Raw genomic sequence first — 22865 nt, 5'->3', positions numbered from 1 at the left:
TCGTATTCGCCTTTTGCGGGCGCCCAGGCCCGCGGCTGATACGCGAGGTCGTTGTGTCCATATCCTTTACCCGTCGACAGATACTCGGTGGTCTGGCCGGTCTTGCAGTGGTTGGTGCGGGAGCCGGTGGGGCGACGCGTTACTGGTTGGGCAAGGTGGCGGATGCCAACGCGGGACACGACTACGAACTGATCGCTGCGCCTCTGGACGTCGAGCTGGTGCCGGGACACAAGACCGAGGCCTGGGCGTTCGGTCCGTCGGCGCCGGGCACCGAATTGCGTGTGCGTCAGGGCGAGTGGCTGCGGGTGCGGTTCATCAACCATCTGCCGGTGGCGACGACCATTCACTGGCACGGCATCCGCCTGCCGCTGGAGATGGACGGCGTGCCTTACGTATCGCAACTGCCGGTGCTGCCGGGCGAATACTTCGATTACAAATTCCGTGTGCCGGACGCCGGCAGCTACTGGTATCACCCGCACGTCAGCAGCAGCGAAGAACTCGGTCGCGGGCTGGTCGGGCCGTTGATTGTCGAGGAGCGCGAGCCGACCGGGTTCAAGTACGAAAAGACCCTGAGCCTGAAAAACTGGCACATCGACGACGAGGGCAACTTCGTCGAGTTCAGCATTCCCCGTGAAGCGGCCCGAGGCGGTACGGCGGGGCGGCTGTCGACCATCAACGGCGTGCCTTCGCCGGTGATCGAGTTGCCGGCGGGGCAGATCACCCGCGTACGCCTGCTCAACCTCGACAATACCCTGACCTATCGCATCAACATTCCCGGCGTCGAAGCGCAGATCTATGCGCTGGACGGCAACCCGGTCGAGCCGCGCCCATTGGGCAAGGAATACTGGCTCGGCCCGGGCATGCGCATCTGCCTGGCGATCAAGGCACCGCCGGCCGGTGAAGAACTGTCGCTGCGCAACGGCCCGGTTCGCCTGGGCACCCTGCGTTCAGTGGCCAACACTGACGCGCCGACCGACTGGCCGAAAGCACTGCCGGCCAACCCGGTGGCCGAGCCGGACCTGGCCAATGCCGAGAAACTCAACTTCAATTTCGAATGGGTCGGTTCGGTGTCGGTCAACGTCGACAACGGCAAGCCACCGAGCCTGTGGCAGATCAACGGCAAGGCTTGGGACATCACCGACAAGACCTGCGCCGACCGGCCAATCGCCAGCCTGAAACTCGGCCAGAGCTATATTTTCGAACTGAAGAACATGACTCAGTACCAGCACCCGATCCACTTGCACGGCATGAGCTTCAAGGTGATTGCGTCGAACCGGCACAAGATCGTGCCGTACTTCACCGACACCTACCTGCTGGGCAAGAACGAGCGCGCGCAAGTGGCGCTGGTGGCGGATAACCCGGGGGTGTGGATGTTCCACTGCCATGTGATCGACCACATGGAAACCGGCCTGATGGCCGCCATCGAGGTGAAGTGATGCGCCAGATTCGCCCCGCGGCGATCATCGACCGCAGCCGTGACCGCGACTTCATGCGCGAGGCGCTGGAGTTGGCAGCCCAAGGCGCGGCCCTCGGCGAAGTGCCGGTGGGCGCGGTGCTGGTGCAGGATGGCGAGATCATTGGCCGTGGTTTCAACTGCCCGATCAGCACCAGTGATCCCAGCGCGCACGCAGAAATGGTCGCGATCCGCGCTGCCGCGCAAGCGGTGGATAACTATCGACTGCCGGGCAGTACGCTCTACGTGACGCTCGAGCCGTGCAGCATGTGCGCCGGGCTGATCGTGCATTCGCGGGTTTCGCGGGTGGTGTTCGGCGCGCTGGAGCCCAAGGCCGGGATTGTGCAGAGCCAGGGGCAGTTCTTCACTCAGGGCTTTCTCAACCATCGAGTGTTGTATGAAGGTGGGGTGTTGGCGGAGGAGTGTGGGGCGGTGTTGACCGAGTTCTTCAGGGCACGGCGGGCAAAACCCGCAGACTGAAGAACAACACAAACCCTGTGGGAGCTGGCTTGCCGGCGATGGCGTCGGCACATCAAGCATTGATGTCGACTGATCCACCGTTATCGCTGGCAAGCCAGCTCCCACAATTTTTTGCAGTGTCTGGAAGGGATCGTTACTTCTTCGCGACGATGACCGCCCGCATCGGCGCCGGCAGCCCTTCAATCGTCTTGCTGTGGTCATCCGGATCAAGGAAATCACTCAGCGACTGATACTTCATCCACTCGGTCCCACGCTGTTCATCGACCGTTGTCATGCTGACATCCACGCAACGAACGTCGGTGAACCCCGCACGACGCAGCCACAATTCCAGCGCCGGCACCGACGGCAAGAACCACACGTTACGCATCTGCGCATAACGATCTTCCGGCACCAGCACCTGATGCTTGTCGCCTTCGACCACCAGCGTCTCCAGCACCAGTTCGCCACCCTTCACCAGGCAATCCTTCAGCGCCAGCAAATGCTCGATCGGCGAACGACGGTGATAGAACACACCCATCGAAAACACCGTGTCGAAGCCTTCCAGATTCGGCGGCAGGTCTTCGAACGGGAACGGCAGGTGCCAGGCATTCGGCTCTGACAGATAACGCTGTACCGCTTGGAACTGGCAGAAGAACAGCCAGTTCGGATCGACACCGATCACGCTGTCGGCGCCGGCACCGAGCATTCGCCACATGTAATAGCCGTTACCACAACCGACATCGAGGATGCGCTTGCCCTTCAGATCCAGATGCGGAGAGACCCGCGACCACTTCCAGTCCGAGCGCCATTCGGTGTCGACGTGCACGCCGAACAGATCGAACGGCCCCTTGCGCCACGGCGACAGCCCCATCAGCGCCGTACGCATTTGCGCGCGGGTTTCGTCGTCGCAATTGGTGTCCAGCTTCAGGCCGTCGAGCAGGTCGACTTCGGTCGGCTGGATCTTCGGCAGGGCGTCCAGCGCACTTTGCCAGCGCTCCAGATCGCCGTGGCCTTTCTCCATTTTTTTGTCGAGCTGCACTTGCAGGGTGTTGGCCCATTCGGCCAGCGGCGTGCCGGCCAGACGGCGGGCGAGGGGGGACAGATCAATCATGGCAAGGCAATCAACGAGGCAAAGTTAAGACACTGGAACCACGGCACGACCTTCGAGAACCCGGCGGCCAGCAGGCGCTCGCGGTGTTCTTCGAGGCTGTCGGGCTTCATGACGTTTTCGATGGCGCTGCGCTTCTGGGCGATTTCCAGTTCGCTGTAACCGTTGGCGCGCTTGAACGCGACGTGCAGATCGGTCAGCAGCGCATGTTCTTCGGCATCGTTGAAGCGCAGCTTCTCCGACAGAATCAGCGCGCCGCCCGGCAACAATGATTGGCGAATGCGCGACAGCAATGCCGTACGCTGATCCGGAGCGATGAATTGCAGGGTGAAGTTCAGCGCCACCACCGAGGCCGGTTTGAAGTCGAGGGCGAGGATGTCGCCTTCGATCACCTCGACCGGCAGCAACTCCTGGAACATCGAATCCTGACCGTTGAGGTACTCGCGGCAGCGCTCGACCATCGCCGCCGAGTTATCCACCGCGATCACCCGGCAACCGTCGGTGCGCACGTGGCGACGTAATGCCTGGGTCACCGCTCCGAGGGAGGCGCCGAGGTCGTAGAGCACGCTGTTCGGCTGAGCAAATTGTGCCGCGAGCACGCCGAGATTTTCGACGATGGTCGGATAACCCGGCACCGAGCGCTTGATCATGTCCGGGAACACCCGCACCACGTCTTCGTTGAAGGCGAAGTCAGGCACCTGGGCCATCGGCTGGGCGAAAATGCGATCGGGTTCTTTGCTCACGGCGGTTCCGGCGGTGTCGATGAAAAGGCCGGCATTTTAGCCAAACTGGCGCGCAGATGCGCGGGTTGTCTGATAAACCGCTGGTTCAAAGCTCCGGACGTTTGCTCTGTGAAAACGCCGACGCCGCAATCCCCCACTGCCCCAGCCAGTAACTGAGAATGATGATGTAGGGCGCTGCATTGAACGGTGAGACAAACCGGTTGATGCCGATCACGCTGTCGGAGAACACGAACGCTACTGCGCCGCCCGCCGCCAGCAGTGCCGAACGTTGCGGTACGTCGCTGCCGAGGCGGGCGAGAGCGCGCCAGAGCATGGCGCTGATGGCCGTTCCGTAAACGATCACCGGCACGGTCAATGGCCCGAGTCCACTGGAAATCAGAATGCCCAACAACACGGCACCCACGCTGAGCGCCAGAACCAGCGGCAGTAATGCCGGGCGCCGGCAATCGCTGAGGTAAGCCTTGAGGTACGCCAGATGCGCGACCAGAAACGCGCCCAAACCGAAGACGAACAAATCCCCCGGCCACGCCAGCAGTACATCACCGACCAGCGAGAAAATCAGACCGAGGCTGATCCAGCGGCGATAGTCGCTGGGTGGCGCGTCATGCAGCCAGCCGAGCAACGCCAACACCGGCAACGGTTTGACCAGCAGACACAGCAGCGCCGCATGGGTACTGAGGCCATAGAGAAAGGTCACTGCGCCCATCAGCGCGAGGATCAGCCAGCCCACGATCAGTTCACCGAAATGGCGCAGTCAAAAGTTTCCACCGGCAACACTTCCGGCGCCCACGGTTGCTGCGAAGTCAGGCGCAGGCGCCCGGTGCCGGTGGCGAAGGCCTGGAAGCGCCAGGTCGAGAGCCCGGCCGCGCCGACCACGCCGGCATCCTCCGGATTGCTGTAGACCTCGGGGCTGAGGGCGCGCAATACGCCACCGGCAGAATCCTGGATGGCCCAGCGGTAGCCGGTAGTGGGGTTGCTCGGGAGCATGACGATCAGGTTTTGCCCGTTGGTCAGGCGCACCGGGCATTCGCTTTGTTTCTCCACGGTCACGTTGGTTTTCGGTTGCGTGGCGCAGGCGGCCAGCAGGGCGAGGGACAGGGGGACAAACAGGCGAAGGTAGGACATGGATTCAGTGGCTCCAGCGTTGGCGACGAACGGCGAGCATAACTGAAGATGAGGCAAAGTGTGACGGTGAGGGGGAGCGATGGCAGCCCCCTCGATAGCTCAAGAAGAAATCAGAAAAGCACCTTCGCCACATCCGAAAACTTCTTGGCGAAGTGCACGGTAATGCCTTCCTTCAAGTAATCCGGCAGTTCCTCGAAGTTACCACGATTGGGTTCCGGCAGAATCAACTCGAAAATCTTCTGCCGCCGCGCCGCAATCACCTTCTCGCGCACCCCGCCAATCGGCAGCACATGGCCGGTCAGCGTCAGTTCACCGGTCATGGCCACGCCTTTTTTCGGCGGCTGATTACGGGCGAGGGAGAGCAGGGCGCTGGCCATGGTCACGCCGGCGCTTGGGCCGTCTTTCGGTGTGGCGCCTTCCGGTACGTGCAGGTGGACGAAAGCTTCGTCGAAGAATTTCGCGTCACCGCCGAACTGTTTCAGGTGCGAGCTGACGTAGCTGTAGGCGATCTCCGCCGACTCCTTCATCACATCGCCCAGTTGCCCGGTGAGTTTGAAACCTCGATTGAGCGTGTGAATCCGCGTCGCTTCAATCGGCAGTGTCGCGCCGCCCATGCTGGTCCAGGCAAGTCCCGTGATCACGCCAGTGCCGGACAGCACTTGCTCGTTGCGGAACACCGGATGGCCGAGGGACGCTTCGAGGTCTTTCGGGCCGATCTTGATCGCCGCTTTCGGGTCGTCGATCAGCTTCATCACCGCTTTGCGCACCAGTTTGCCCATCTGTTTTTCCAGCTGGCGCACGCCGGCTTCACGGGCGTAACCGTCGATCAGAGCCTTGAGCGCCGTGTCGCTGATGCTCAGGCTGCCTTTGGACACGCCAGCCTTTTCCAGCAGTTTCGGCCACAGGTGACGCTTGGCGATGGCGACTTTTTCTTCGGTGATGTAGCCCGACAGGCGAATCACTTCCATCCGGTCCAGCAACGGGCCGGGAATCGAATCCAGGGTGTTGGCGGTGCAGACGAACAGGACTTTCGACAGGTCCATCCGCAGGTCCAGATAGTGGTCGAGGAATTCGACGTTCTGTTCCGGGTCGAGGGTTTCGAGCAGCGCCGAGGCGGGGTCGCCCTGGTAGCTCTGGCCCATCTTGTCGATCTCGTCGAGCATGATCACCGGGTTCATCACTTCGACGTCTTTCAACGCCTGCACGAGTTTGCCCGGCTGCGCGCCGATGTAGGTGCGGCGGTGGCCCTTGATCTCGGCTTCGTCGCGCATGCCGCCGAGGCTGAAGCGGTAGAACGGCCGGCCGAGGGATTCGGCGATGGATTTGCCGACACTGGTTTTACCCACGCCCGGCGGGCCCACCAGCAGCACGATGGAGCCACTGATCTCGCCTTTATAGGCACCGACCGCTAGGAATTCGAGAATCCGGTCCTTGATGTCGTCGAGGCCGGCGTGGTGTTTGTCCAGCACCTTGCGCGCGTGCTTGAGGTCGAGTTTGTCCTCGCCATACACGCCCCACGGTACCGAGGTTGCCCAGTCGAGGTAGTTGCGGGTGACCGCGTACTCCGGCGATCCGGTTTCGAGGATCGACAGTTTGTTCATTTCTTCTTCGAGGCGCTTTTGTACCTGCGTCGGCAGGACCTTGCCTTCCAGACGCTGCTCGAACTGCTCGAGGTCGGCGCTGCGGTCGTCCTTGGTCAGGCCCAGCTCTTGCTGGATGACCTTGAGCTGTTCCTTGAGGAAGAACTCGCGCTGATGCTCGCCGATCTTGCGGTTCACTTCGGCGGAGATTTCTTTTTGCAGACGCGCGACTTCGACTTCCTTGCGCAGCATCGGCAGGACTTTTTCCATGCGCTTGAGCATCGGCACGCAGTCGAGCACTTCCTGCAGCTCATTGCCGGTCGCCGATGTGAGGGCGGCGGCGAAGTCGGTCAGCGGCGACGGATCGTTGGGGCTGAAGCGGTTGAGGTAGTTCTTCAGCTCTTCGCTGTACAGCGGGTTGAGCGGCAGCAGTTCCTTGATCGCGTTGATCAGCGCCATTCCGTAGGCCTTGACCTCGTCGGTCGGCTCGGTGGGCTGGTGCGGGTATTCGACTTCAACGAGATACGGCGGGCGATGGTGTTTGAGCCAGGTCTTGATGCGTACGCGGCTCAGGCCCTGCGCGACGAATTGCAGTTTGCCGTTTTCGCGGCTGGCGTGATGCACCTTGACCAGGGTGCCGTATTGCGGCAACGCCTTGGTGTCGAAGTGGCGCGGGTCTTCCTGGGGTGTGTCCATGAAGAACAGGGCCAGGGAGTGGTGTTCGGATTTGCTGACCAGTTCGAGGGTTTCGGCCCAGGGCTCTTCGTTGACGATGACCGGCAGGACCTGGGCCGGGAAGAACGGGCGGTTGTGGATCGGGATGATGTAGACCTTGTCCGGCAGGTTCTGGCCGGGCAGGGCCAGGCCTTTGCCGGGGACGTGGTGTTCGATGTGTTCGGCGTCGGTTTCGGTGATGTCGTCGGGGTTTTCGGGGAATTCTTGCTGGTCGCTCATGGGGCACCTGCGCAATTGGGTATGGCTGTTAGATGGGGCAGGGGTTGGGTGGTTTCAATGGGGGGGGTGTTTCTGCTTGTGTGTTCAGGGTTTTGACAGGGTTTTGAGCTTGGCGGCCTTTGGGCCGACCATGCTGCGGTTTTATCGAGTACATATCCGTTTCTTCGGGTGCGCCCGCTGGCGGTTTCGCCCTTACGGCGAGTCCCTTTGGCAAACGCCCCAAAGGAACCAAAGGTCTGGGCCCCTGCGTCCGGCGCCTCGCTGTGGCTCGGCGTTCCTTCGCTCTGGGATTCATCCGGGGGCATCGCCTACGGTTTGCTTCGCTGCACCTCCTCTCGATGTGTTTGGCTTCGCCAAACGGTCGCTGCGCTCCCACCCCCGGATAAATCCCTCCACTCAGCCTTCCGATGGGGCCGGCAGGTCAAGAGCGGTACTCGAGCTAACGCTCATCGTGTTGAGTGGTGAAGAGCAGGGAAGAGCAGGGAACAGCAGGGAACAGCAGGGAAGAGCAGAGTGAGAAGGTGATGGTGAGAGGAGGGAGCCGATTGGGGCTCTAAAACCTGAGTTCGACTCGGTATCTCACGTCGGCGTACCTCTCCCAGACAACGCGGTCAGTCCCCTCTCCCTCCGGGAGAGGGCTAGGGTGAGGGCAGCGTCCTGACTGACTCACCACAAGCCTGGCTCCCGCAGAAACCTCATCAGCATTTACGCCGGATATCGACTGACCTCGACATTATCCAGCACCCGATTCACCGCCAGTTCCGCCAGCATGATCACCTGCTGAATGCCCAGGATCCGATGCCGCTGCGGCGTATCGACAAAAGCCGCTACATCACTGGCCATGACACTTGCGGTAGCCAGGGACTCACAGGCATGGGCCAACAGGCTTTCATCGTCCATGTCTGGCGAGATCTGGAACATCTGGCTCGGTCGGCGACCGGGGCATTTTTTTGGAATGGGATTGAAGTGATGGTCGAGCGCGCGTTCGGCGGCGTCGTGGAGTTTCATTGAATCAGGGGATTCGTATGGCGAGGTGTCGTTTGATTCGGGGGGATTGGGTGTTGGTTTTTTCATGGTGAATACTCAGTTGGTGAAATTGGAGCTGCCTTCGATTGCCGCGACGCAATCTGAGGTGGCAGCTGTACGCGGGTTCGCGGACCGATAACTGAGGAATCGGCATACCTCCAAGGAAGGTATCCCGCGCACAGCCGCCATGAAACAAACAACAGGCACCGAGGTGCCGTGAGGTTGGCGATTATGCATCAGTTATCGGGCCGCGACGCCCGTTCGCTGAATTTGCAGCGACCCCCAAAGCCGATCCACCCCGTTTCCGAGCGACAACCGACGCGACATGTCAGAAACATCCCCTGCAAACACCCCGTCTGTAGGACATAAACACCTCGTGTAAAAAAACCGCAGTCCACAAAAAAAGGCGACACCCCTCACAGGGCATCGCCTTTTTCCTTACCGCCGCTAAAGCTTATTCCGGCAGTTTGTAGGCAATCACATAGTCACCCATCTTGGTGCCCAGCGAGCCGTGACCACCCACCACGAGCAGGACGTATTGCTTGCCGTCCTTGCCGGTGTAGGTCATTGGGGTCGCCTGGCCGCCGGCCGGCAGACGCGATTTCCACAGTTCTTTACCGGTGTTCACGTCGTAGGCGCGCAGGTACTGGTCCAGCGTGCCGCTGAGGAAGCCGACGCCGCCGGCAGTGACGATCGAGCCGCCCATGCTTGGCACGCCCAGGGTGAAGCCGATCGGGATTGGCGAGCTGTCGCGGCTGGTACCGTTTTTGCGTTTCCAGACGACTTTGCCGGTGGTCAGGTCGATACCGGCGACGTAGCCCCAGGCCGGGGCCTGGCACGGTACGCCCAGTGGCGACATGAACGGGTGCATGGTCACGGCATACGGCGCACCGGTGTTTTTCTGGATGCCGGAAGTTTCGCTTTCGCGCTTGCTGTCGGCGGGTACGTCGGCACGTGGGATCATCTTGGAGACGAAAGCCATGTAGTTCGGGCTGGTGAACAGCATCTGGCGAACCGGGTCGACAGAAACACCGCCCCAGTTGAACACGCCGACGTTACCCGGGTAGATCAGGCTGCCCTGTTCCGACGGAGGCGTGTATTGGCCTTCGTAGCGCAGTTCCTTGAACTGGATGCGGCACAACATCTGGTCGAACGGGCTGGCGCCCCACATGGCTTTTTCGGTCAGTTCCGGGGCCAGCAGGTTCAGGTCCGAACGGGCCTGGGTCGGGGCGGTGTGGTCGCCTTTCACGGCGCCTTGCGGCACCGGGATCTCGCGGATCGGGATGATCGGCGTGCCGTCACGACGGTCGAGGACGTACAGGCTGCCCTGCTTGGTCGGGGCGATCAGCGCAGGCTTGATGCCGTCGGCGGTTTTCATGTCCAGCAGGGTTGGCTGGCTGCCGACGTCCATGTCCCACAGGTCGTGGTGGGTGAACTGGTAGTTCCAGCGCACCTTGCCGGTCGCCAGGTCCAGCGCGACCAGGCCGGCGCTGAATTTCTCGGCACCGGGGGTGCGATCGCCGCCCCACTGGTCAGGCGTCTGGTTGCCCAATGGCAGATAGACCATGCCGAGTTTTTCATCGACGCTGGCCAGCGACCACATGTTGGCCGAGTTGCGGCTGTAGGTCTGGCCCGGGGCCAAGGGTTCGGTGGCGTCCGGGTTGTTGCTGTCCCAGTTCCAGACCAGATGGCCGTCGCGCACGTCGTAGGCGCGGATCACGCCGGACGGCTCGTTGGTCGATTCGTTGTCGGTGACGTGACCGCCCATGATCACCAGATCACGGGTGATCGCGGCAGGAGAGGTGGAGTAGTAACCGCCAGCGGTGAACGGGCCGATGCCCTGGGTCAGGTCAACCACACCGTTGGTGCCGAAGCCTTCGCAGATCTTGCCGGTGTCGGCGTTCAGTGCGATCAGGCGGGCATCGGCGGTAGGCAGGTACAGGCGACGCGGGCAGGCCTGGGCGACGGCTTTGCCGGCCTCGGAGATCACGGTGGACGCCGCGTTTTCAGACTTGGCGTAAGCGGCTTCGTCGTAGTACGACACGCCACGGCAGGTCATGTGGGCGAAGCCCTTGAAGCCTTCCGGGCTTTTGATCTGCGGATCGAAGCGCCACAGTTCCTTGCCGGTGTCCGGGTCCAGTGCCAGCACTTTGCTGTGGGCGGTGCAGGCGTAAAGCATGCCGTTGGCTTTCAGCGGGGTGTTTTCGTTGGTCAGCTCGACCGGATCATCGGCAGTCGGCAGGTCGCCGGTCTGGATGCGCCAGGCTTCTTGCAGCTTGCCGACGTTGGCCGGGGTGATCTGCTTCAGCGGCGAGTAGCGGTCACCGAACTCGGTGCGGCCATAGGCCTGCCAGTCGCCATCAGGCATGGCTGGCGCGGTGCTGGTGGTGTCGGCGGTCTCGCGACCCAGTTCGCCAAAGGTTTCGCCCGGATGGGTAAACAGGCTGGCCAGGGCGGTGACGCCGGCCAGAATCACGGCCACGGTCAGGCCGCCGGTGCCCATCGGCGCAGGACCGTTGAGCAGCAGCGGGCGACGGAACCACGGCAGCAGCATCACGAAACCGAGGACAAACCACAGCGCCAGACGCGGCACCAGTTGCCACCAGTCCAGACCGACTTCCCACAGCGCCCAGACGGTGCTGGCAAACAGCACGATGGCGTACAGGCCCAATGCTGCGCGACGGCGCATCAGCATCAGAATGCCGGTCAGCGTGATGCCGATACCGGCCAGCAGGTAATACAGCGAGCCGCCGAGCGTACTCAGCTTGATTCCCCCGGCCAGCATGGCCAGGCCCATCAGCAGAAGCAGAATGCCGAGCAGGTTCGGCAGAAGACGGCTTCGACTCGAAGCACCTTCAGTGCTCATAGTGTGGTTCTCCGTGACGTTTCAAGTAGTCCCGCGCTGTAGTCACTGTAGATGACGATTTGGCGCGGGCAGGGTTCAGATAAAAACTTGTCTTGCTATCGAATTTCTTTCGCAGGGCTGAGCCGCGTGCGCTGGGTCAGAACGACGACTGGATCTTGATCCCGCCAATCAGCGCGTCGTCGACCTTGTCCACACCGCCCGGATGGCGGATGTATTGCAGGTTCGGGCGCACGGTCAGCCAGTTCGTGACGTGCACGCCGTAGTAGAGTTCGGCGCTGTATTCGGTGTCCTGCGGTGGCAGGAACGACGGATCGTCGTAGTCGTAGACGGCGCGGGCCTGGTTGGTCGCTTCGGCGTTCTTGCGGTACGCCGGGTTGACGTGAACGCGAGCCAGAGCGAAACCGATGTCGTCCCTGGCGCGGGCGTCGAACAGGCCTTTGTAGACCAGGCCGGCCTGGACGTAGTTGTCGATGGCGTTGGTCTTCTTGTCGTGCATCGTGCCGTTGGCGAACACGCTCAGACCACGGGAATTGTCGCTGGCGACGCTGGTGATCTGCTGCTGCACACCGAGCCACACACCGTGTTTGCTCGAAGCGCTGCGATAGGCTTCGCCGCTCAGGGCCGCCGGCTGGCCGTTGCTGTCTTTATAGGCATCGGTGGCCTTGGCGTTGCTGTAGTAGTAACCGGCGCGGTATTCGCCCGGCAGGCCGTTGAGCTTGGGCTTCCACACCAGTTCGATCGGCAGGATCGCGCCCTGGGTGCCGCTGCCGCTGAGCTTGAAGCCGTTACCGCGATCGAGGTTCGACGGGTTTTGCTCGTAGGCGCCGACCTGCGCGTACAGCTCTGGCGTCAGGTGATATTTGACGCGCAGTGCCCATTGGCTGACCGGCCAGTTGTACCAGATGCCACCGACCCAGTTGCCGACCTGCGAGCCGCAGAACGCCAGGTTCTGGAAGTCGCACGGGAAGCTGTTGAAGTCTTCGCCTTCGCCGAAACGGCCGACCTTGATGTCGAGCTTCTGGTCGAAGAATTTCTGCTGGTACCACATTTGTGTCAGGCGGGTGGTCTGGCCACGGCCCCAGACTTCCTGGGCCGAGGTGAAGCCCCCGACGCGCGGGTCGTTGATGCGGTCGTTGCTGATGTTGTTGCCGCTGCGCTTGGTTACGGTCAGCTGGAATTCAGCGTCGTTCCAGCCGAGCAGTTTTTGCAGGTCCAGATGAGTGCCGAGGCCCCATTGGTCGCTGTAGCGCGCGGTGCGGTCGTGGTCGTAGCCGCCGTGCAGGTTGCTGCCCATTTCGCCGGTGTAGTCGAGCTTGAAGTCGATGCCTTTTGCCGCGAGTTCGTTACGGGTGCCGTTCCAGTCACCGAGCATCCACGGTGATTCACTGTCGAAGGCCGGAGCGGCCTGGGTGCAGGTGGCGAGGCCAAGGGCGGTGCAGCCGCCGATCAGGCGCAGGGTTGAGATAGCGCTGTCTCGGGAGAACGGAAAATCGGGCATTGAATAGGTCTTTCTTGATCTTTTTGGGGGATAAACTGGCCGCTACGATTTGACGCAGGCAGTGAAGCGGTTCAGCAGAAGGGCGGCAGGATAATGTCCTGTTACAAAAACACAAAGGGCTTTTGCTGACATGAACCCTTTCGGATTCGGTAACAGTGCGGCAATACAGCGCATTGCAGGTGTTAGCGCAGGCTGCGATCTTCTCCGGTTGGCCTACATTTAACCCAAGGCCTTCCACCCGCCCATGCCCTCGGCTAAGGTGCGCGGCTTCTGCATTTTTACTTCGCCCAAAGGCCCGGCATGAACGACCACAACCCCGATCCGCTGCACGGCGTGACCCTCGAACAGATCCTCAATGCGCTGGTGACCCACTACGAATGGTCGGGCCTGGCCGAGCGCATCGACATCCGTTGCTTCAAGAGCGATCCGACCATCAAGTCGAGCCTGACCTTTCTGCGCAAGACGCCTTGGGCGCGGGAGAAAGTCGAGCGGCTGTACGTGAAACTGATGCGCACCAAGCGTCCGCTCTGAGATGAACGCCGTCTTGCGGCGACGCCTGATCACTTCGGTTGCGGTGCTGGGCTGGGCCGGGCTGGGAATTCAGCTGTACCTGATTTTCTTCGCACGCCTGAGTGTCGGCGCCAGCCTGCTCGGCGGGCTGGTGAGTTTCTTCAGCTATTTCACCGTGCTCACCAACACCCTGGTGGCGGTGGTGCTGACCTGCGCGGTGACCGATCGTGAATCCACCGCGCGGCGCTGGTTTCTGCAACCTTGGGTCAGCAGTGGAATTGCCGTCAGCATTGCGGTGGTTGGCCTGGCCTACAGCATTCTGCTGCGGCATCTGTGGCATCCGCAGGGCTGGCAGTTTATCGCGGACGAATTGCTCCACGATGTGATGCCGCTGCTGTTTCTGGCTTATTGGTGGTTGTGTGTGCCCAAGGGCAGCTTGCGTCTGAAGCACCTGCCGCTGTGGCTGATCTATCCGCTGGTGTACTTCGCCTATGCATTGCTGCGCGGGCATTTGCTGGGGGCTTACGCGTATCCGTTCATTGACGTGGCACTGCTGGGTTATCCACAGGTGTTCATCAATGCCGGGGGCATTCTGCTGGGGTTTGTGCTGATGGCGTTGCTGGTGATCGGGATTGATCGCTGGCAGGGGCGGCGCCTTTAGCAGCGCCGCCGCGCGTATTCACTCCTCTTCGGAGCCCTCGGCGCGCCAGTAACCGACCGCTTTGACGAACTTCTCGTCGAGTCCGTGTTCATCGAGCAGCACCCGGCGGATCTGCCGCGAGACTTTCGTTTCCGTCGCCACCCACGCATACAGATTGCCCTTGGGCACCTGCAATTGTTTGACGGTCGCCAGCAGGTTGTCCTTGCCGCCCTCGCGCAGTACCCAGATCACATTGACCTGTGCCGCGCTTTCCAGCGTTTGCTGCTCCTTGCCGTTTTCCACTTCGATCACCACCAGCGCCTTGCGATTGGCCGCCAGGCCTTCGAGGCGGCGGGCGATGGCGGGCAGGGCGGTTTCGTCGCCGATCAGCAGGTAGCTGTCGAAGATGTCCGGCACGATCATCGAACCGCGCGGGCCGCCGATGTGCAGGAACTGTCCCGGTCTGGCCTGTTCAGCCCAGGTCGAGGCAGGGCCGTCGCCGTGCAGGACGAAGTCGATGTCCAGCTCAAGCTTGTCGAGGTCGTAACGGCGCGGGGTGTAGTCGCGCATCTCCGGCATCGGCACATCGCTCTTGCCGGCACCCAGCACCAAAGTTTCCAGCGCGGCGGCCTGTTCGGCGTTCTGCGGGAACAGCAGTTTGACGTGATCGTCGGTACCGAGGCTGATGAACCCGGCCAGTTCCGGACCGCCAAGAGTGATGCGGCGCATGCGCGGGGTCAGATCGACCACTCGCAAAACCTCGAGTCGGCGGCGTTTGATTTCATGCATCACACGGTGGATGCCTTGGGTCTGGACTTCAGTCATTCGGCTTTCTCCGGGGCAGATTGAACGGCGGGGCCGTCGACGATGGCTTTGGCGGTGTCGTTGAGCAGGTCGCGCACTCGCAGGATTTCTTCCGGGCTCCAGCGCCCGTGGTGCATTTGCAGGGCGTGGCGCAGGTTGTGCACCGCTTCATGAATTTCCGGCGGCCGGTCGTGGCCGCGAAGCGAGCGCTTGCTGACGTCGATGCGCATGCGCACGCCGTCCAGCGCCACCGCCTGTTCGCTGAGGGATTGGCGGCCGGCATCGGTCACCGCGTAGCGCTTTTTGCCGCCCTCGGCGTCGCCGGTGATCATTTCGCTCTCTTCGAGGAATGTCAGGGTCGGGTAGATCACGCCGGGGCTGGGGCTGTAGGCGCCGTCGAACATGGTTTCGATCTGGCGGATCAGGTCATAGCCGTGACACGGCTGTTCGGCGATCAGCGCCAGCAGCAGCAATTTCAGATCGCCCGGGGCGAATACCCGCGGGCCGCGACCTCCGCGTTCGCGACCATGGCGTTTTTCGAAGCCGTCACGGCTGTCGCCGTGGTCGCGGTGGGGGGAATGATGGTCTCTCATTTAAGTCTTCTCTCGTCGTATTTAGATACAACGTAAGATATATCTTTTGCAGTGAGCAAGCGGTTTTTTACTGAGCGCGCGTCCGCCCTGACCAACGGTAAGCAGATCTGGAGACGCATTTTCGTAATTCGGAAACACCACGAAATATCTGTATCAATGACCAAAAAGTTAAAGTTTAAACTCTACAGGTGGTTGAGAAGATGCTCTGGAAAGTGCAATTATCCCGCGTTGATTAGTTGAAAGTGCTGTATGGTTTTTTATCTTTAACTGTATGTAGTCTTAAACTTACAGCTATTGTTTTGAATATTGAAAATATCGCGTTTTTTCTTTCTGGTCATAAGCTGGTTTAACTACAAGCTTGTGGGAAGTTGCCTGCTTACATTCCAGAGTGAACAGTCGATCATGCCCCGGCGTTGAAACTTCAGGTCAATACGGCCCTTGTCGGCTTGAATGACTTGAAAGTTCAACGCTTCGATCCTTTAAAAGAAGACAGGTACTGACCGATGTTCAAGAAAATCGCTTTCGCTGCCCCACTGGCTGTTCTGGCTCTGAGCTCTTCCGTGGTCTTCGCCGCCGGTGAAGCACGTCACTCCATCAGCCTGGTGGCGCATGTGCCAACCAATGGTTTCTATGTGGTGCCAACGGATGCTGACCTGGTCAACAAGGATCAGGACATGAGCTTCAGCCCGATTACCGGAACCATGAAACCCGTGGAAGGTTTCTTCGATGTGCGCAACACCAACGGTTCGGTTCATGGCTATCTGGAAGGCGTGCCGAAACTGGTCGGCGGCTCAAGCATCATTGATCTCAAAGTCGAGTTCAATAACAAGGTTCTGACCCAGACCCCGCAAATGGTTGTTGGCGAGGCCGAGTCCGATGTGAACTACCGTGCACCGCTGCGCATCACCGCCGCCGGCACCAACTTCACCCCGGGCGATTACACCGGCGCAGTCACCATGATGTTCGACGCTGTTCCTCCCGTCGGCGCCGCGCTCTAACCCGTGAAGTAACAAAAGCCGGCTGGCTGACGCGAATGTCTGTCAGCCGGACTTTTTTCCGTTCGCAATCAGAGTCCGTGTTCATGTTCCCGATGACCCCCGTCGCGGCTGCGCTTGCGCTGTTGTTGTGTGCTGGCGCAGTAGTGGCTTCCGAACCTGCCGGTACGACGCCGCGTAGTTTGCTCGCGCAAGCCAAAGGCTTGCCGAAAGACTTCGAGGAGCACTTTTTTGATGTCCCTCTGGCTGTTCGGGTCGAACTCGACCAGCAGCCGTTGGGCGAAGCGATGATTGTGCTGTCTCGTGATGACCGCCTCACCCTGCTCGAATTCACCGACACCAGCGAGAACCGTTTCGGCGCTGTCGAACGGGAAAAGTGGGCGAGCTATCTCAAGCCCGGCGTGGCGCTGGGATCATGCGCCGGTCAATGCCCCGAGCAAATGCTGGCGGTGCATTACAACCTGGAAAACTCCCTCGTCTCCATCCTGACCGAGAATGCCGAACGCGACGTCGAAGCCAAGCGTTTCTACGACCAGCCGGAAAATGGCAGCACCGGTCTGATCGTGCGTAACCAGCTCAACCTCAACGGCGGCCAGGAGCAGGATCTGGGTGGGCGTTTCGGCCTGGAGGCCAACGGCAGCCTGGGCAACTGGAGCCAGACGTTCAACATGCAGCTGGCCCGTCTCGGTGGTCCGGACGACAAGCTCTATCACGCCGTCTACGAGCTGCATACCCAGCGCGAGCTGCAAGGCAGTTTTCTGCGACTGGGCTATTTCACCCCCACGTCGGAAGGCTTGACCCGTCAGCTGCGCTCATTCGGCACCAGCCCCGATACCACCGTGGGCTTGATGTACGGCAGTTCCGACAGCCTGGCGATCGACCTGCAAAACCCGAGCGTCTACCCGATCTATGTCACCGCCAACCGTCAGGCCTCGGTGGAAATCTACCGCGACGGTCTGCTCATCAACACCCAGTCGGTGCCCGCCGGTTTGCAGACCCTCGATACCCGGCCCTTGCCCGGCGGGATTTATGAAGTGGAAGTGCGCCTGATCGAGGACGGTCAGACGACATCGAGCACCCAGGAGCTGGTCTACAAGCCGAGCAACTGGCGTAACCCCGACGAGCGCTGGCGCTACAACCTGTTTGCCGGTCAGGAAACCAAACTGCTCAGCAACTGGGACAAGCAGGCCAGTGGCGACGCCACCGCAGGGGCTTCGCTCAACTATTTGCTGCACCCGCGGGTCATCTTCGGGCTGTCGGCGCGTCAGGTTCGGGAAAAGCTGCAATACGGCACCTCCATCGACTGGACCCTGGCCAACAGCACCAGTCTGTACGCCAACTTCTACCAGACCGAAGACCATGGCACCGGCATCGATCTGCAGGGCCTCTACAACTATGGCGCCGGCAGTCTGGTGATCAGTCACAACCGCAGCTGGCTGGACACCACCAATATTTACGACACGCTGCCGGACGGCACGCGCATCCGTCAGCGCAACGTGTTCACCGGGCAGACCAGCAATTCCTCTCTGGCCCTGAACCATCGCGTCAGCCGCAACAGTTCGCTAAATGCCCGGGTTGCCCACAGTGAAGGTAACGTCGAAGGCATTGGCGTCGACCTGGGCTGGACCCAGCGCACGACGGTGTTTGGCAGTGATTCGAACTGGCGGCTGTCGGTGTTCGACCGGCCGGGCAGTTACAGCAGTGGCGATGCGCGCAACCGGGGTATTGATCTGAGCCTGAACGTGGCGCTCGGCGGACCGGGGCAGCAGATTTCCGGCAGCATCGGCACGCGCACCGCACGGGACGGCAGCCGGGACAACAACGCTTCGCTGGGTTACCGCAAAACCCTTGAGGATCACGTGCTGCAAAGCGTGGCGGCGACCATGATCACCGACACCTACGGAATCGGCTTGAACGGTCAGGCTTATTTCAGCACCGACACGGTCAACGGCGATGGTTTCGTCCAGCGCTCGTCCTATAACGGCAATTACACCGGTGGCCTGAACCTCGACAGCACTGTGGCCATCGGTAGGCAGCAGATCGTGATGACCAGCCAGCACCAGGGGCGCGGAGCGGGAATGATCGTGGATGTCGAGTCCGATATCGACGGCATCGCTTTGCGCGCCGACGACTTGAGTGGTGGCAGCGCATCCCTGCGGCCGGGACGCAACTTCATTCCCCTTACGGCCTACAAGAACAGCTCGGTCAGCTTCGACTTCGAAGGCAACGACGTGCCGGCAGCGTCCATCGAACCGCCGCGCGCCCGTTATCACTTGAACAAGGGCGGCGTGGAGTATCGCAAGGTGAAAGTGATGAAAACCCTGACCGTGCTCGGCCGTCTGCTCGACCCCCAGGGGCGACCGCTCAAGGGGCACCACGTCATCAATCACGCCAGCCGCGGGGTGAGCGAAGTGGACGGGTTCTTCTCCATGGAAATGAACGAGGGTTCTCCGACGCTGGAGGTTCGCTACGCGGACCAGTTGCTGTGCCAGTTCCGCCTCGATCCGCAACAGGGGCGAGTGGAGAACAACGTGCTGATGATTGGTGACCTGCGTTGCAGCCCCGACACCCTGGCCGATGCCACATTCACCGAACAGAAGGCGGGCTGAGCGATGAAGAAAACAGCGTGTTGGCTGGGTTTGCTGACAGTGCTGGGCATGTCAGGGGCGCAGGCAGCGAACCAGGAGATCCGGGCGCTGTTCCAGCCCGATCCGTCGCAACCCAATAAAAACGTGTTCATCAACAAGACGCCGAACAGTGGTTATTGCGCCAGTCATCCGGCCCAATGCGCGGACAACAACATGTTCAGTATTCAGGTGCCGATTCGCTTCAGCACCTTCACGCCCATGTTTTCGGGTAACGGCGTGTGGGTAAAAGTGCCGTCCGAATGGCGACAGTTGAACGTGATCAATCATGAAACTCAGCAAACAAGCATCGTTGAAGTCCGTATCAGCGGTATCGGGTCGAAGTTTCAACTGAGTAAACCGGTCACCGAACTGACGGGACAGACCGATGTGCTTGAGGGGCATCGAAAGTTGTGGACCGGCAATTCCTGGGTATACGCACCGCCGCCATGCGAGTACAGCGGCGTTGGCTATTACAGCCCGACCACTTACCAGTTTTTCTGGAAAACGCCGCAGCCGGGAACCTGCATCAAGACGGCGGCGTTCGACGTGGGGCACATGTCCTTCGACTACCTCGATATCGCCTATGAGTTGCGCACGCCTGATCCCTTGAGCATGTCGTCCGGGTTGTACACCGGATCGTTGACCTACAGCGTCGGTCGAGGCAGCGCCGATTTCACGATGGGGCCGTTCATGGGGGCGGATGACGGCAACCTCACGCTGGATTTCGTGCTGGACGTACAGCACACACTGAAGGTGGATCTGCCACCGGGTGGCAACCGGATTACCTTGCAGCCCGAGGGCGGGTGGCAGCGCTGGTTGAATTCAGGGCGGGCCCCGGAACGCCTGTTCAGTGACCAGACCTTCCACATCTCGGCCAGCTCCAGATTCAAGATGTACCTGGAGTGCGGCTCCGGAACGGTAACGGCCTGTGGATTATGGAATGAGGGGACCAACTACGGCACACCGATCATCGTCAGTGTGACCCTGCCCAACGGTTTGACCGACACCAGTGGACGGCCAGTCAAGCGACAGGAACTGTTCCCGCAGGAGTCGAGGGCCATCTTTTTTCAACCGGGAATCTATGTCGATCGCAAGCCCGGAACCCTGCATTTCGAAATCGACAAGGCCAACACCGAACGAATACTCAAGGCTGATCGTGGAAACAGGTATTCCAGTACGGTCGTGGTGATTTGGGATTCGGAAATCTGATCGAGTCACTGTACTCAAATCGAGGTTCTGCTGATGAAACAACTCGTTGCTCTGCTGGTGGCAGGTTTGCTTTTTCAAAGTGCGTACGCCGGTCCGAACATCAATATCGGCGTCGTCTACGACTATCTGGCCGGTGATAAAAGCACGTATCTGAAACGTGTCTACAACAGCGGTGACAGCACGGCATTCGTCAAGATCAATGTGCTGGAAATCATTTACAACGCCGATGGCACATCCTCCGAAGTGCCCGTGAAAGTCCAGGCCGATGCCAGTGCGCGGGACGGTCTGATGGCCAGCCCGGCCCGCTTGATCATTCCGGCCCAGGGCATGCAGGGCACCCGGTTACTGTTTATGGGCGAGCGGGACAAGGAGCGTTATTTCCGGGTGCGGTTCGTGCCGGTGGTGCCGGAAAAGGAAGACGAATTCGCGGTTTCTCAGGAAGAGCGCGAGGACTACAAAAAGACGCTGACGGCGGGCGTGAACGTCATGGCCGGCTTCGGCACCATTTTCTTCGTGCGTCCGGCCAATACGCGTTTCGACAGCGTGATCGAAGACAGTGCCGGTGCTTACAAGGTGCGTAACAACGGCAATACGGTGGTGGTGATCGACGAGTTCAAGAGCTGTTCGAAAACCGATGAAACCGACTGCGAGCCAACTACCAAGCACCATGTCATGGCGGGCAAATCATTCGAATTCGAAAAGAAGCCGGGACGTGAGTACCGCTTCATCCTGGTCGAAGGTGAGGCGAAGAAAAACCTGCGTGTCACCGGCTGACAGCGCCCGAAGGCACAGGCAATTGCTCTTCATTCATGCAAGTAACGGGTATCGGAAAAATGATCAGACAATGGATCGCTCTGACCTCAGCCAGCGGGTTGGCGTTGACGGGCACCTGGGCATTCGCCGCACGCGAGGAAATCGAATTCTTCGTTTCGGTGGATATCCCCACCTTGAACTTCTATGTCATCCCCAGCGAGCCGGACTGGATACATCGTGAACAGCGCCTGCACTGGAATGTGCACACTTCGAAGCTGGGAACGCTGCGTCGCAACTTTGATGTGAAACATGACAGCAGTGCCATAGAAGCACGCCTGGAGAGTTTTCCCTATCTGACCAATGGCCGCGATTCTCGGGAAAACATCAATTTGCGGGTGACATTCAACGGCAAGGAACTCACCAACAATCCGTTCCCCCAACAAGTGGTGTCGGCCGAAGAGGCAAAGCTCGGCGTGCGGGTGCCCCTGGAGATCGAGCCCAGGGAGCAGGCCGGAGGCTACAAGCCGGGTGATTACTACGGCACCGTCAACATCATGTTCAGCGCGGCAGCTCCGGCGGGGTAATTGAAGGACAACCTCAAGCAATCACCACGGCTTTCAGTGCAAGGAAGGGTCAATGGATTTCAGCTTTGGAACAGTCAGGACGTTCGGTAAAGGATGGTTTTTTGTTCACGTGCTCGCAGGAGTGTTTTCGTCCTCGGCGCTGGCGGTCACTCAAGAGATTCGCGCCAGTTTCATTCCCGATCCCGCCAATCCGCAAAACAATCAATTCATCAACCAGACCCCGCAGAGTGGTTATTGCGCCACGTACGTCAATGATTGCAAGGCCTACAACCTGTCCGGTCTACGGTTGCCACTGCGTTTTTCCGCAATCCACGCCATCGAACCCGGAGCGCCCGAACGGGCCGGGGCGACGCTCAAGGCGCCAGCGCAGTGGCGAAGTCTGAACGTCTCGAATGTGGTGACGGGGGAGTCGCATCCCGTGGAAATCCGGATCGGAGCCCTTGGATCGCAATATGTCCTGAGCGACACCGTGACCGATCTGACGGGTGCCTCGAACGATCTGGAGGGTCACAATCGATTGTGGGTCGGTGGCTCATGGGGAGGTGCGCCCGGCTCCTGTCAGCATGGCGCGATGGCCACCTACGGGCCTGACAGTTATACGTTTTTCTGGCGGACCCCGAGCGATTCGGCGTGCAGCAAGGCAGCAGCCTACTCCATTCCGTGGATGACCTACGACTACCTGGATCTGGGTTACGAACTGCGCACCCCCGATCCCTTGGTCATGTCGGCGGGGCTGTACACGGGGGAACTGAGTTATTCCATCGCGCCTGGCGGCGACTTTGACATGGGCGACAACATGCTGCCGGACAATTCGAGCCTGACCTTTCGCTTCGTACTGGATGTCCAGCATGTACTCAAGGTCGCTCTGCCGCCGGGTGGCAACAGGATCGAACTGGTGCCGCAGGGCGGCTGGCAGGCCTGGCTGCAGGAAGGACGCCGGCCTGCACGACTGTTCCGGGATCAGACCTTCAACATTTCCGCCTCTTCGAAATTCAAGATGTTCTTCCAGTGCGAGTATGGCGGTATCGGCGCCTGTGCCCTGCGTGATACCGAAACCGGCTCGACGTTCCCGCAGGTCTACCTCAGCGTGAGCCTGCCTCACGGCATCACCGACATGGCCGGTCAACCGGTCAGACAAAGGCCTCTGACGGACGATTCGCAGGGGACGATCTTTCAACCCAAGCGCTTTCTGGAGCGGGCGGCGGGCACCTTGCACTTTGAAATACCGGCGTTCTACGTGGAGCAGATGTTACAACCCGGCAAGGCCAGACGGTATGCCGGTAACATCACCGTGATCTGGGATTCGGAGGTCTAGGTCGCGCCTGTGCCACGCCCTGA

Annotated in this window: 20 protein-coding genes; 10 read left to right on the top strand and 10 right to left on the bottom strand. The window is 60.5% G+C overall.

Features of this window, described 5'->3' with window-relative positions:
- The first annotated feature begins 59 nt into the window (after window positions 1-59).
- Together ACODTD_RS10740 and tadA are read left to right on the top strand one after the other, a co-directional pair.
- Window positions 60-1436 carry a multicopper oxidase family protein gene (locus tag ACODTD_RS10740; protein ID WP_285354230.1) on the top strand — a complete coding sequence of 459 codons (1377 nt, stop codon included), beginning with the start codon at window positions 60-62 and terminating at the stop codon, window positions 1434-1436.
- Window positions 1436-1933: a tRNA adenosine(34) deaminase TadA gene (tadA, locus tag ACODTD_RS10735; protein WP_011335794.1), complete on the top strand. Its 498-nt coding sequence runs from the start codon at window positions 1436-1438 to the stop codon at window positions 1931-1933. Before ACODTD_RS10740 ends, tadA begins: the two co-directional genes overlap by 1 nt.
- 133 nt (window positions 1934-2066) lie before the next feature.
- On the opposite strand, the gene cmoB is transcribed toward tadA, so the two are convergent.
- The 8 genes from cmoB to ACODTD_RS10695 form a co-directional block, all read right to left on the bottom strand.
- Window positions 2067-3023: a tRNA 5-methoxyuridine(34)/uridine 5-oxyacetic acid(34) synthase CmoB gene (gene cmoB, locus ACODTD_RS10730; protein ID WP_011335793.1), complete on the bottom strand. Its 957-nt coding sequence runs from the start codon at window positions 3021-3023 to the stop codon at window positions 2067-2069.
- On the bottom strand, window positions 3020-3727 hold the full coding sequence (cmoA, locus tag ACODTD_RS10725; protein ID WP_218888027.1) for a carboxy-S-adenosyl-L-methionine synthase CmoA: 708 nt from the start codon (window positions 3725-3727) through the stop codon (window positions 3020-3022). Before cmoA ends, cmoB begins: the two co-directional genes overlap by 4 nt.
- A 121-nt stretch (window positions 3728-3848) precedes the next feature.
- The gene (locus ACODTD_RS10720) at window positions 3849-4493 is read right to left on the bottom strand and encodes a lysoplasmalogenase (protein WP_011335792.1); all 645 of its coding nucleotides are present in this window, start codon (window positions 4491-4493) and stop codon (window positions 3849-3851) included.
- A gap of 2 nt (window positions 4494-4495) precedes the next feature.
- Window positions 4496-4888 carry a protease inhibitor I42 family protein gene (locus ACODTD_RS10715; protein WP_011335791.1) on the bottom strand — a complete coding sequence of 131 codons (393 nt, stop codon included), beginning with the start codon at window positions 4886-4888 and terminating at the stop codon, window positions 4496-4498.
- A 110-nt stretch (window positions 4889-4998) separates the two neighbouring features.
- Window positions 4999-7422: an endopeptidase La gene (gene lon / locus ACODTD_RS10710; RefSeq protein WP_011335790.1), complete on the bottom strand. Its 2424-nt coding sequence runs from the start codon at window positions 7420-7422 to the stop codon at window positions 4999-5001.
- A gap of 705 nt (window positions 7423-8127) precedes the next feature.
- On the bottom strand, window positions 8128-8496 hold the full coding sequence (locus ACODTD_RS10705; RefSeq protein WP_011335789.1) for a DUF6124 family protein: 369 nt from the start codon (window positions 8494-8496) through the stop codon (window positions 8128-8130).
- Window positions 8497-8902: 406 nt separating this feature from the next.
- Complete coding sequence (locus ACODTD_RS10700; protein WP_221615276.1) at window positions 8903-11314, bottom strand: glucose/quinate/shikimate family membrane-bound PQQ-dependent dehydrogenase; 2412 nt, start codon at window positions 11312-11314, stop codon at window positions 8903-8905.
- A 136-nt stretch (window positions 11315-11450) separates the two neighbouring features.
- A complete protein-coding gene (locus tag ACODTD_RS10695) occupies window positions 11451-12812 on the bottom strand; it encodes a carbohydrate porin (RefSeq protein WP_011335787.1) in 1362 nt (453 codons plus the stop codon).
- Between the two features lie 300 nt (window positions 12813-13112).
- Here ACODTD_RS10695 and ACODTD_RS10690 point away from each other — a divergent pair, with 300 nt between their 5' ends.
- Both ACODTD_RS10690 and ACODTD_RS10685 read left to right on the top strand, forming a co-directional pair.
- Window positions 13113-13343, top strand: coding sequence for a VF530 family protein (locus ACODTD_RS10690; protein ID WP_007956650.1), 231 nt, complete (start codon window positions 13113-13115; stop codon window positions 13341-13343).
- A 1-nt stretch (window position 13344) separates the two neighbouring features.
- A complete protein-coding gene (locus ACODTD_RS10685) occupies window positions 13345-13983 on the top strand; it encodes a Pr6Pr family membrane protein (protein WP_011335786.1) in 639 nt (212 codons plus the stop codon).
- Between the two features lie 18 nt (window positions 13984-14001).
- Here the strand turns inward: ACODTD_RS10685 and ACODTD_RS10680 are convergent, their stop codons facing one another.
- On the bottom strand, window positions 14002-14787 hold the full coding sequence (locus ACODTD_RS10680; RefSeq protein ID WP_011335785.1) for a siderophore-interacting protein: 786 nt from the start codon (window positions 14785-14787) through the stop codon (window positions 14002-14004).
- Window positions 14784-15359 carry a PadR family transcriptional regulator gene (locus tag ACODTD_RS10675; RefSeq protein WP_011335784.1) on the bottom strand — a complete coding sequence of 192 codons (576 nt, stop codon included), beginning with the start codon at window positions 15357-15359 and terminating at the stop codon, window positions 14784-14786. Before ACODTD_RS10675 ends, ACODTD_RS10680 begins: the two co-directional genes overlap by 4 nt.
- Before the next feature lie 503 nt (window positions 15360-15862).
- Here ACODTD_RS10675 and ACODTD_RS10670 point away from each other — a divergent pair.
- The 6 genes from ACODTD_RS10670 to ACODTD_RS10645 all read left to right on the top strand — a co-directional run bounded on the left by ACODTD_RS10670 (window position 15863) and on the right by ACODTD_RS10645 (window position 22842).
- Window positions 15863-16357: a CS1 type fimbrial major subunit gene (locus ACODTD_RS10670; RefSeq protein WP_011335783.1), complete on the top strand. Its 495-nt coding sequence runs from the start codon at window positions 15863-15865 to the stop codon at window positions 16355-16357.
- A gap of 83 nt (window positions 16358-16440) precedes the next feature.
- On the top strand, window positions 16441-18963 hold the full coding sequence (locus tag ACODTD_RS10665; RefSeq protein WP_489104828.1) for a CS1-pili formation C-terminal domain-containing protein: 2523 nt from the start codon (window positions 16441-16443) through the stop codon (window positions 18961-18963).
- Between the two features lie 3 nt (window positions 18964-18966).
- Window positions 18967-20190 carry a hypothetical protein gene (locus ACODTD_RS10660; RefSeq protein WP_011335781.1) on the top strand — a complete coding sequence of 408 codons (1224 nt, stop codon included), beginning with the start codon at window positions 18967-18969 and terminating at the stop codon, window positions 20188-20190.
- A 33-nt stretch (window positions 20191-20223) separates the two neighbouring features.
- Window positions 20224-20964 (top strand): molecular chaperone, encoded by a 741-nt coding sequence (locus tag ACODTD_RS10655; protein ID WP_201816410.1) that lies wholly within the window; start codon window positions 20224-20226, stop codon window positions 20962-20964.
- 59 nt (window positions 20965-21023) lie between these two features.
- Window positions 21024-21527, top strand: coding sequence for a CS1 type fimbrial major subunit (locus tag ACODTD_RS10650; protein ID WP_011335779.1), 504 nt, complete (start codon window positions 21024-21026; stop codon window positions 21525-21527).
- 52 nt (window positions 21528-21579) lie between these two features.
- Window positions 21580-22842 carry a hypothetical protein gene (locus ACODTD_RS10645; RefSeq protein ID WP_108563159.1) on the top strand — a complete coding sequence of 421 codons (1263 nt, stop codon included), beginning with the start codon at window positions 21580-21582 and terminating at the stop codon, window positions 22840-22842.
- The last annotated feature ends 23 nt before the right edge of the window (window positions 22843-22865 follow it).

The organism is Pseudomonas sp. FG35, from assembly GCF_057809295.1.
This window is presented reverse-complemented; position numbering and strand designations above follow the sequence as displayed.

What these genes read in the sequence shown, in the direction of transcription:
- ACODTD_RS10645 (WP_108563159.1), top strand. Translation starts at nt 21,580, where the DNA reads ATGGATTTCAGCTTTGGAACAGTCAGGACGTTCGGTAAAGGATGGTTT.
- cmoB (WP_011335793.1), bottom strand. Translation starts at nt 3,023, where the DNA reads ATGATTGATCTGTCCCCCCTCGCCCGCCGTCTGGCCGGCACGCCGCTG.
- ACODTD_RS10715 (WP_011335791.1), bottom strand. Translation starts at nt 4,888, where the DNA reads ATGTCCTACCTTCGCCTGTTTGTCCCCCTGTCCCTCGCCCTGCTGGCC.
- ACODTD_RS10675 (WP_011335784.1), bottom strand. Translation starts at nt 15,359, where the DNA reads ATGAGAGACCATCATTCCCCCCACCGCGACCACGGCGACAGCCGTGAC.
- tadA (WP_011335794.1), top strand. Translation starts at nt 1,436, where the DNA reads ATGCGCCAGATTCGCCCCGCGGCGATCATCGACCGCAGCCGTGACCGC.
- ACODTD_RS10690 (WP_007956650.1), top strand. Translation starts at nt 13,113, where the DNA reads ATGAACGACCACAACCCCGATCCGCTGCACGGCGTGACCCTCGAACAG.
- ACODTD_RS10700 (WP_221615276.1), bottom strand. Translation starts at nt 11,314, where the DNA reads ATGAGCACTGAAGGTGCTTCGAGTCGAAGCCGTCTTCTGCCGAACCTG.
- ACODTD_RS10660 (WP_011335781.1), top strand. Translation starts at nt 18,967, where the DNA reads ATGAAGAAAACAGCGTGTTGGCTGGGTTTGCTGACAGTGCTGGGCATG.
- cmoA (WP_218888027.1), bottom strand. Translation starts at nt 3,727, where the DNA reads ATGGCCCAGGTGCCTGACTTCGCCTTCAACGAAGACGTGGTGCGGGTG.
- ACODTD_RS10665 (WP_489104828.1), top strand. Translation starts at nt 16,441, where the DNA reads ATGTTCCCGATGACCCCCGTCGCGGCTGCGCTTGCGCTGTTGTTGTGT.
- lon (WP_011335790.1), bottom strand. Translation starts at nt 7,422, where the DNA reads ATGAGCGACCAGCAAGAATTCCCCGAAAACCCCGACGACATCACCGAA.
- ACODTD_RS10655 (WP_201816410.1), top strand. Translation starts at nt 20,224, where the DNA reads ATGAAACAACTCGTTGCTCTGCTGGTGGCAGGTTTGCTTTTTCAAAGT.
- ACODTD_RS10670 (WP_011335783.1), top strand. Translation starts at nt 15,863, where the DNA reads ATGTTCAAGAAAATCGCTTTCGCTGCCCCACTGGCTGTTCTGGCTCTG.
- ACODTD_RS10705 (WP_011335789.1), bottom strand. Translation starts at nt 8,496, where the DNA reads ATGAAAAAACCAACACCCAATCCCCCCGAATCAAACGACACCTCGCCA.
- ACODTD_RS10685 (WP_011335786.1), top strand. Translation starts at nt 13,345, where the DNA reads ATGAACGCCGTCTTGCGGCGACGCCTGATCACTTCGGTTGCGGTGCTG.
- ACODTD_RS10650 (WP_011335779.1), top strand. Translation starts at nt 21,024, where the DNA reads ATGATCAGACAATGGATCGCTCTGACCTCAGCCAGCGGGTTGGCGTTG.
- ACODTD_RS10695 (WP_011335787.1), bottom strand. Translation starts at nt 12,812, where the DNA reads ATGCCCGATTTTCCGTTCTCCCGAGACAGCGCTATCTCAACCCTGCGC.
- ACODTD_RS10680 (WP_011335785.1), bottom strand. Translation starts at nt 14,787, where the DNA reads ATGACTGAAGTCCAGACCCAAGGCATCCACCGTGTGATGCATGAAATC.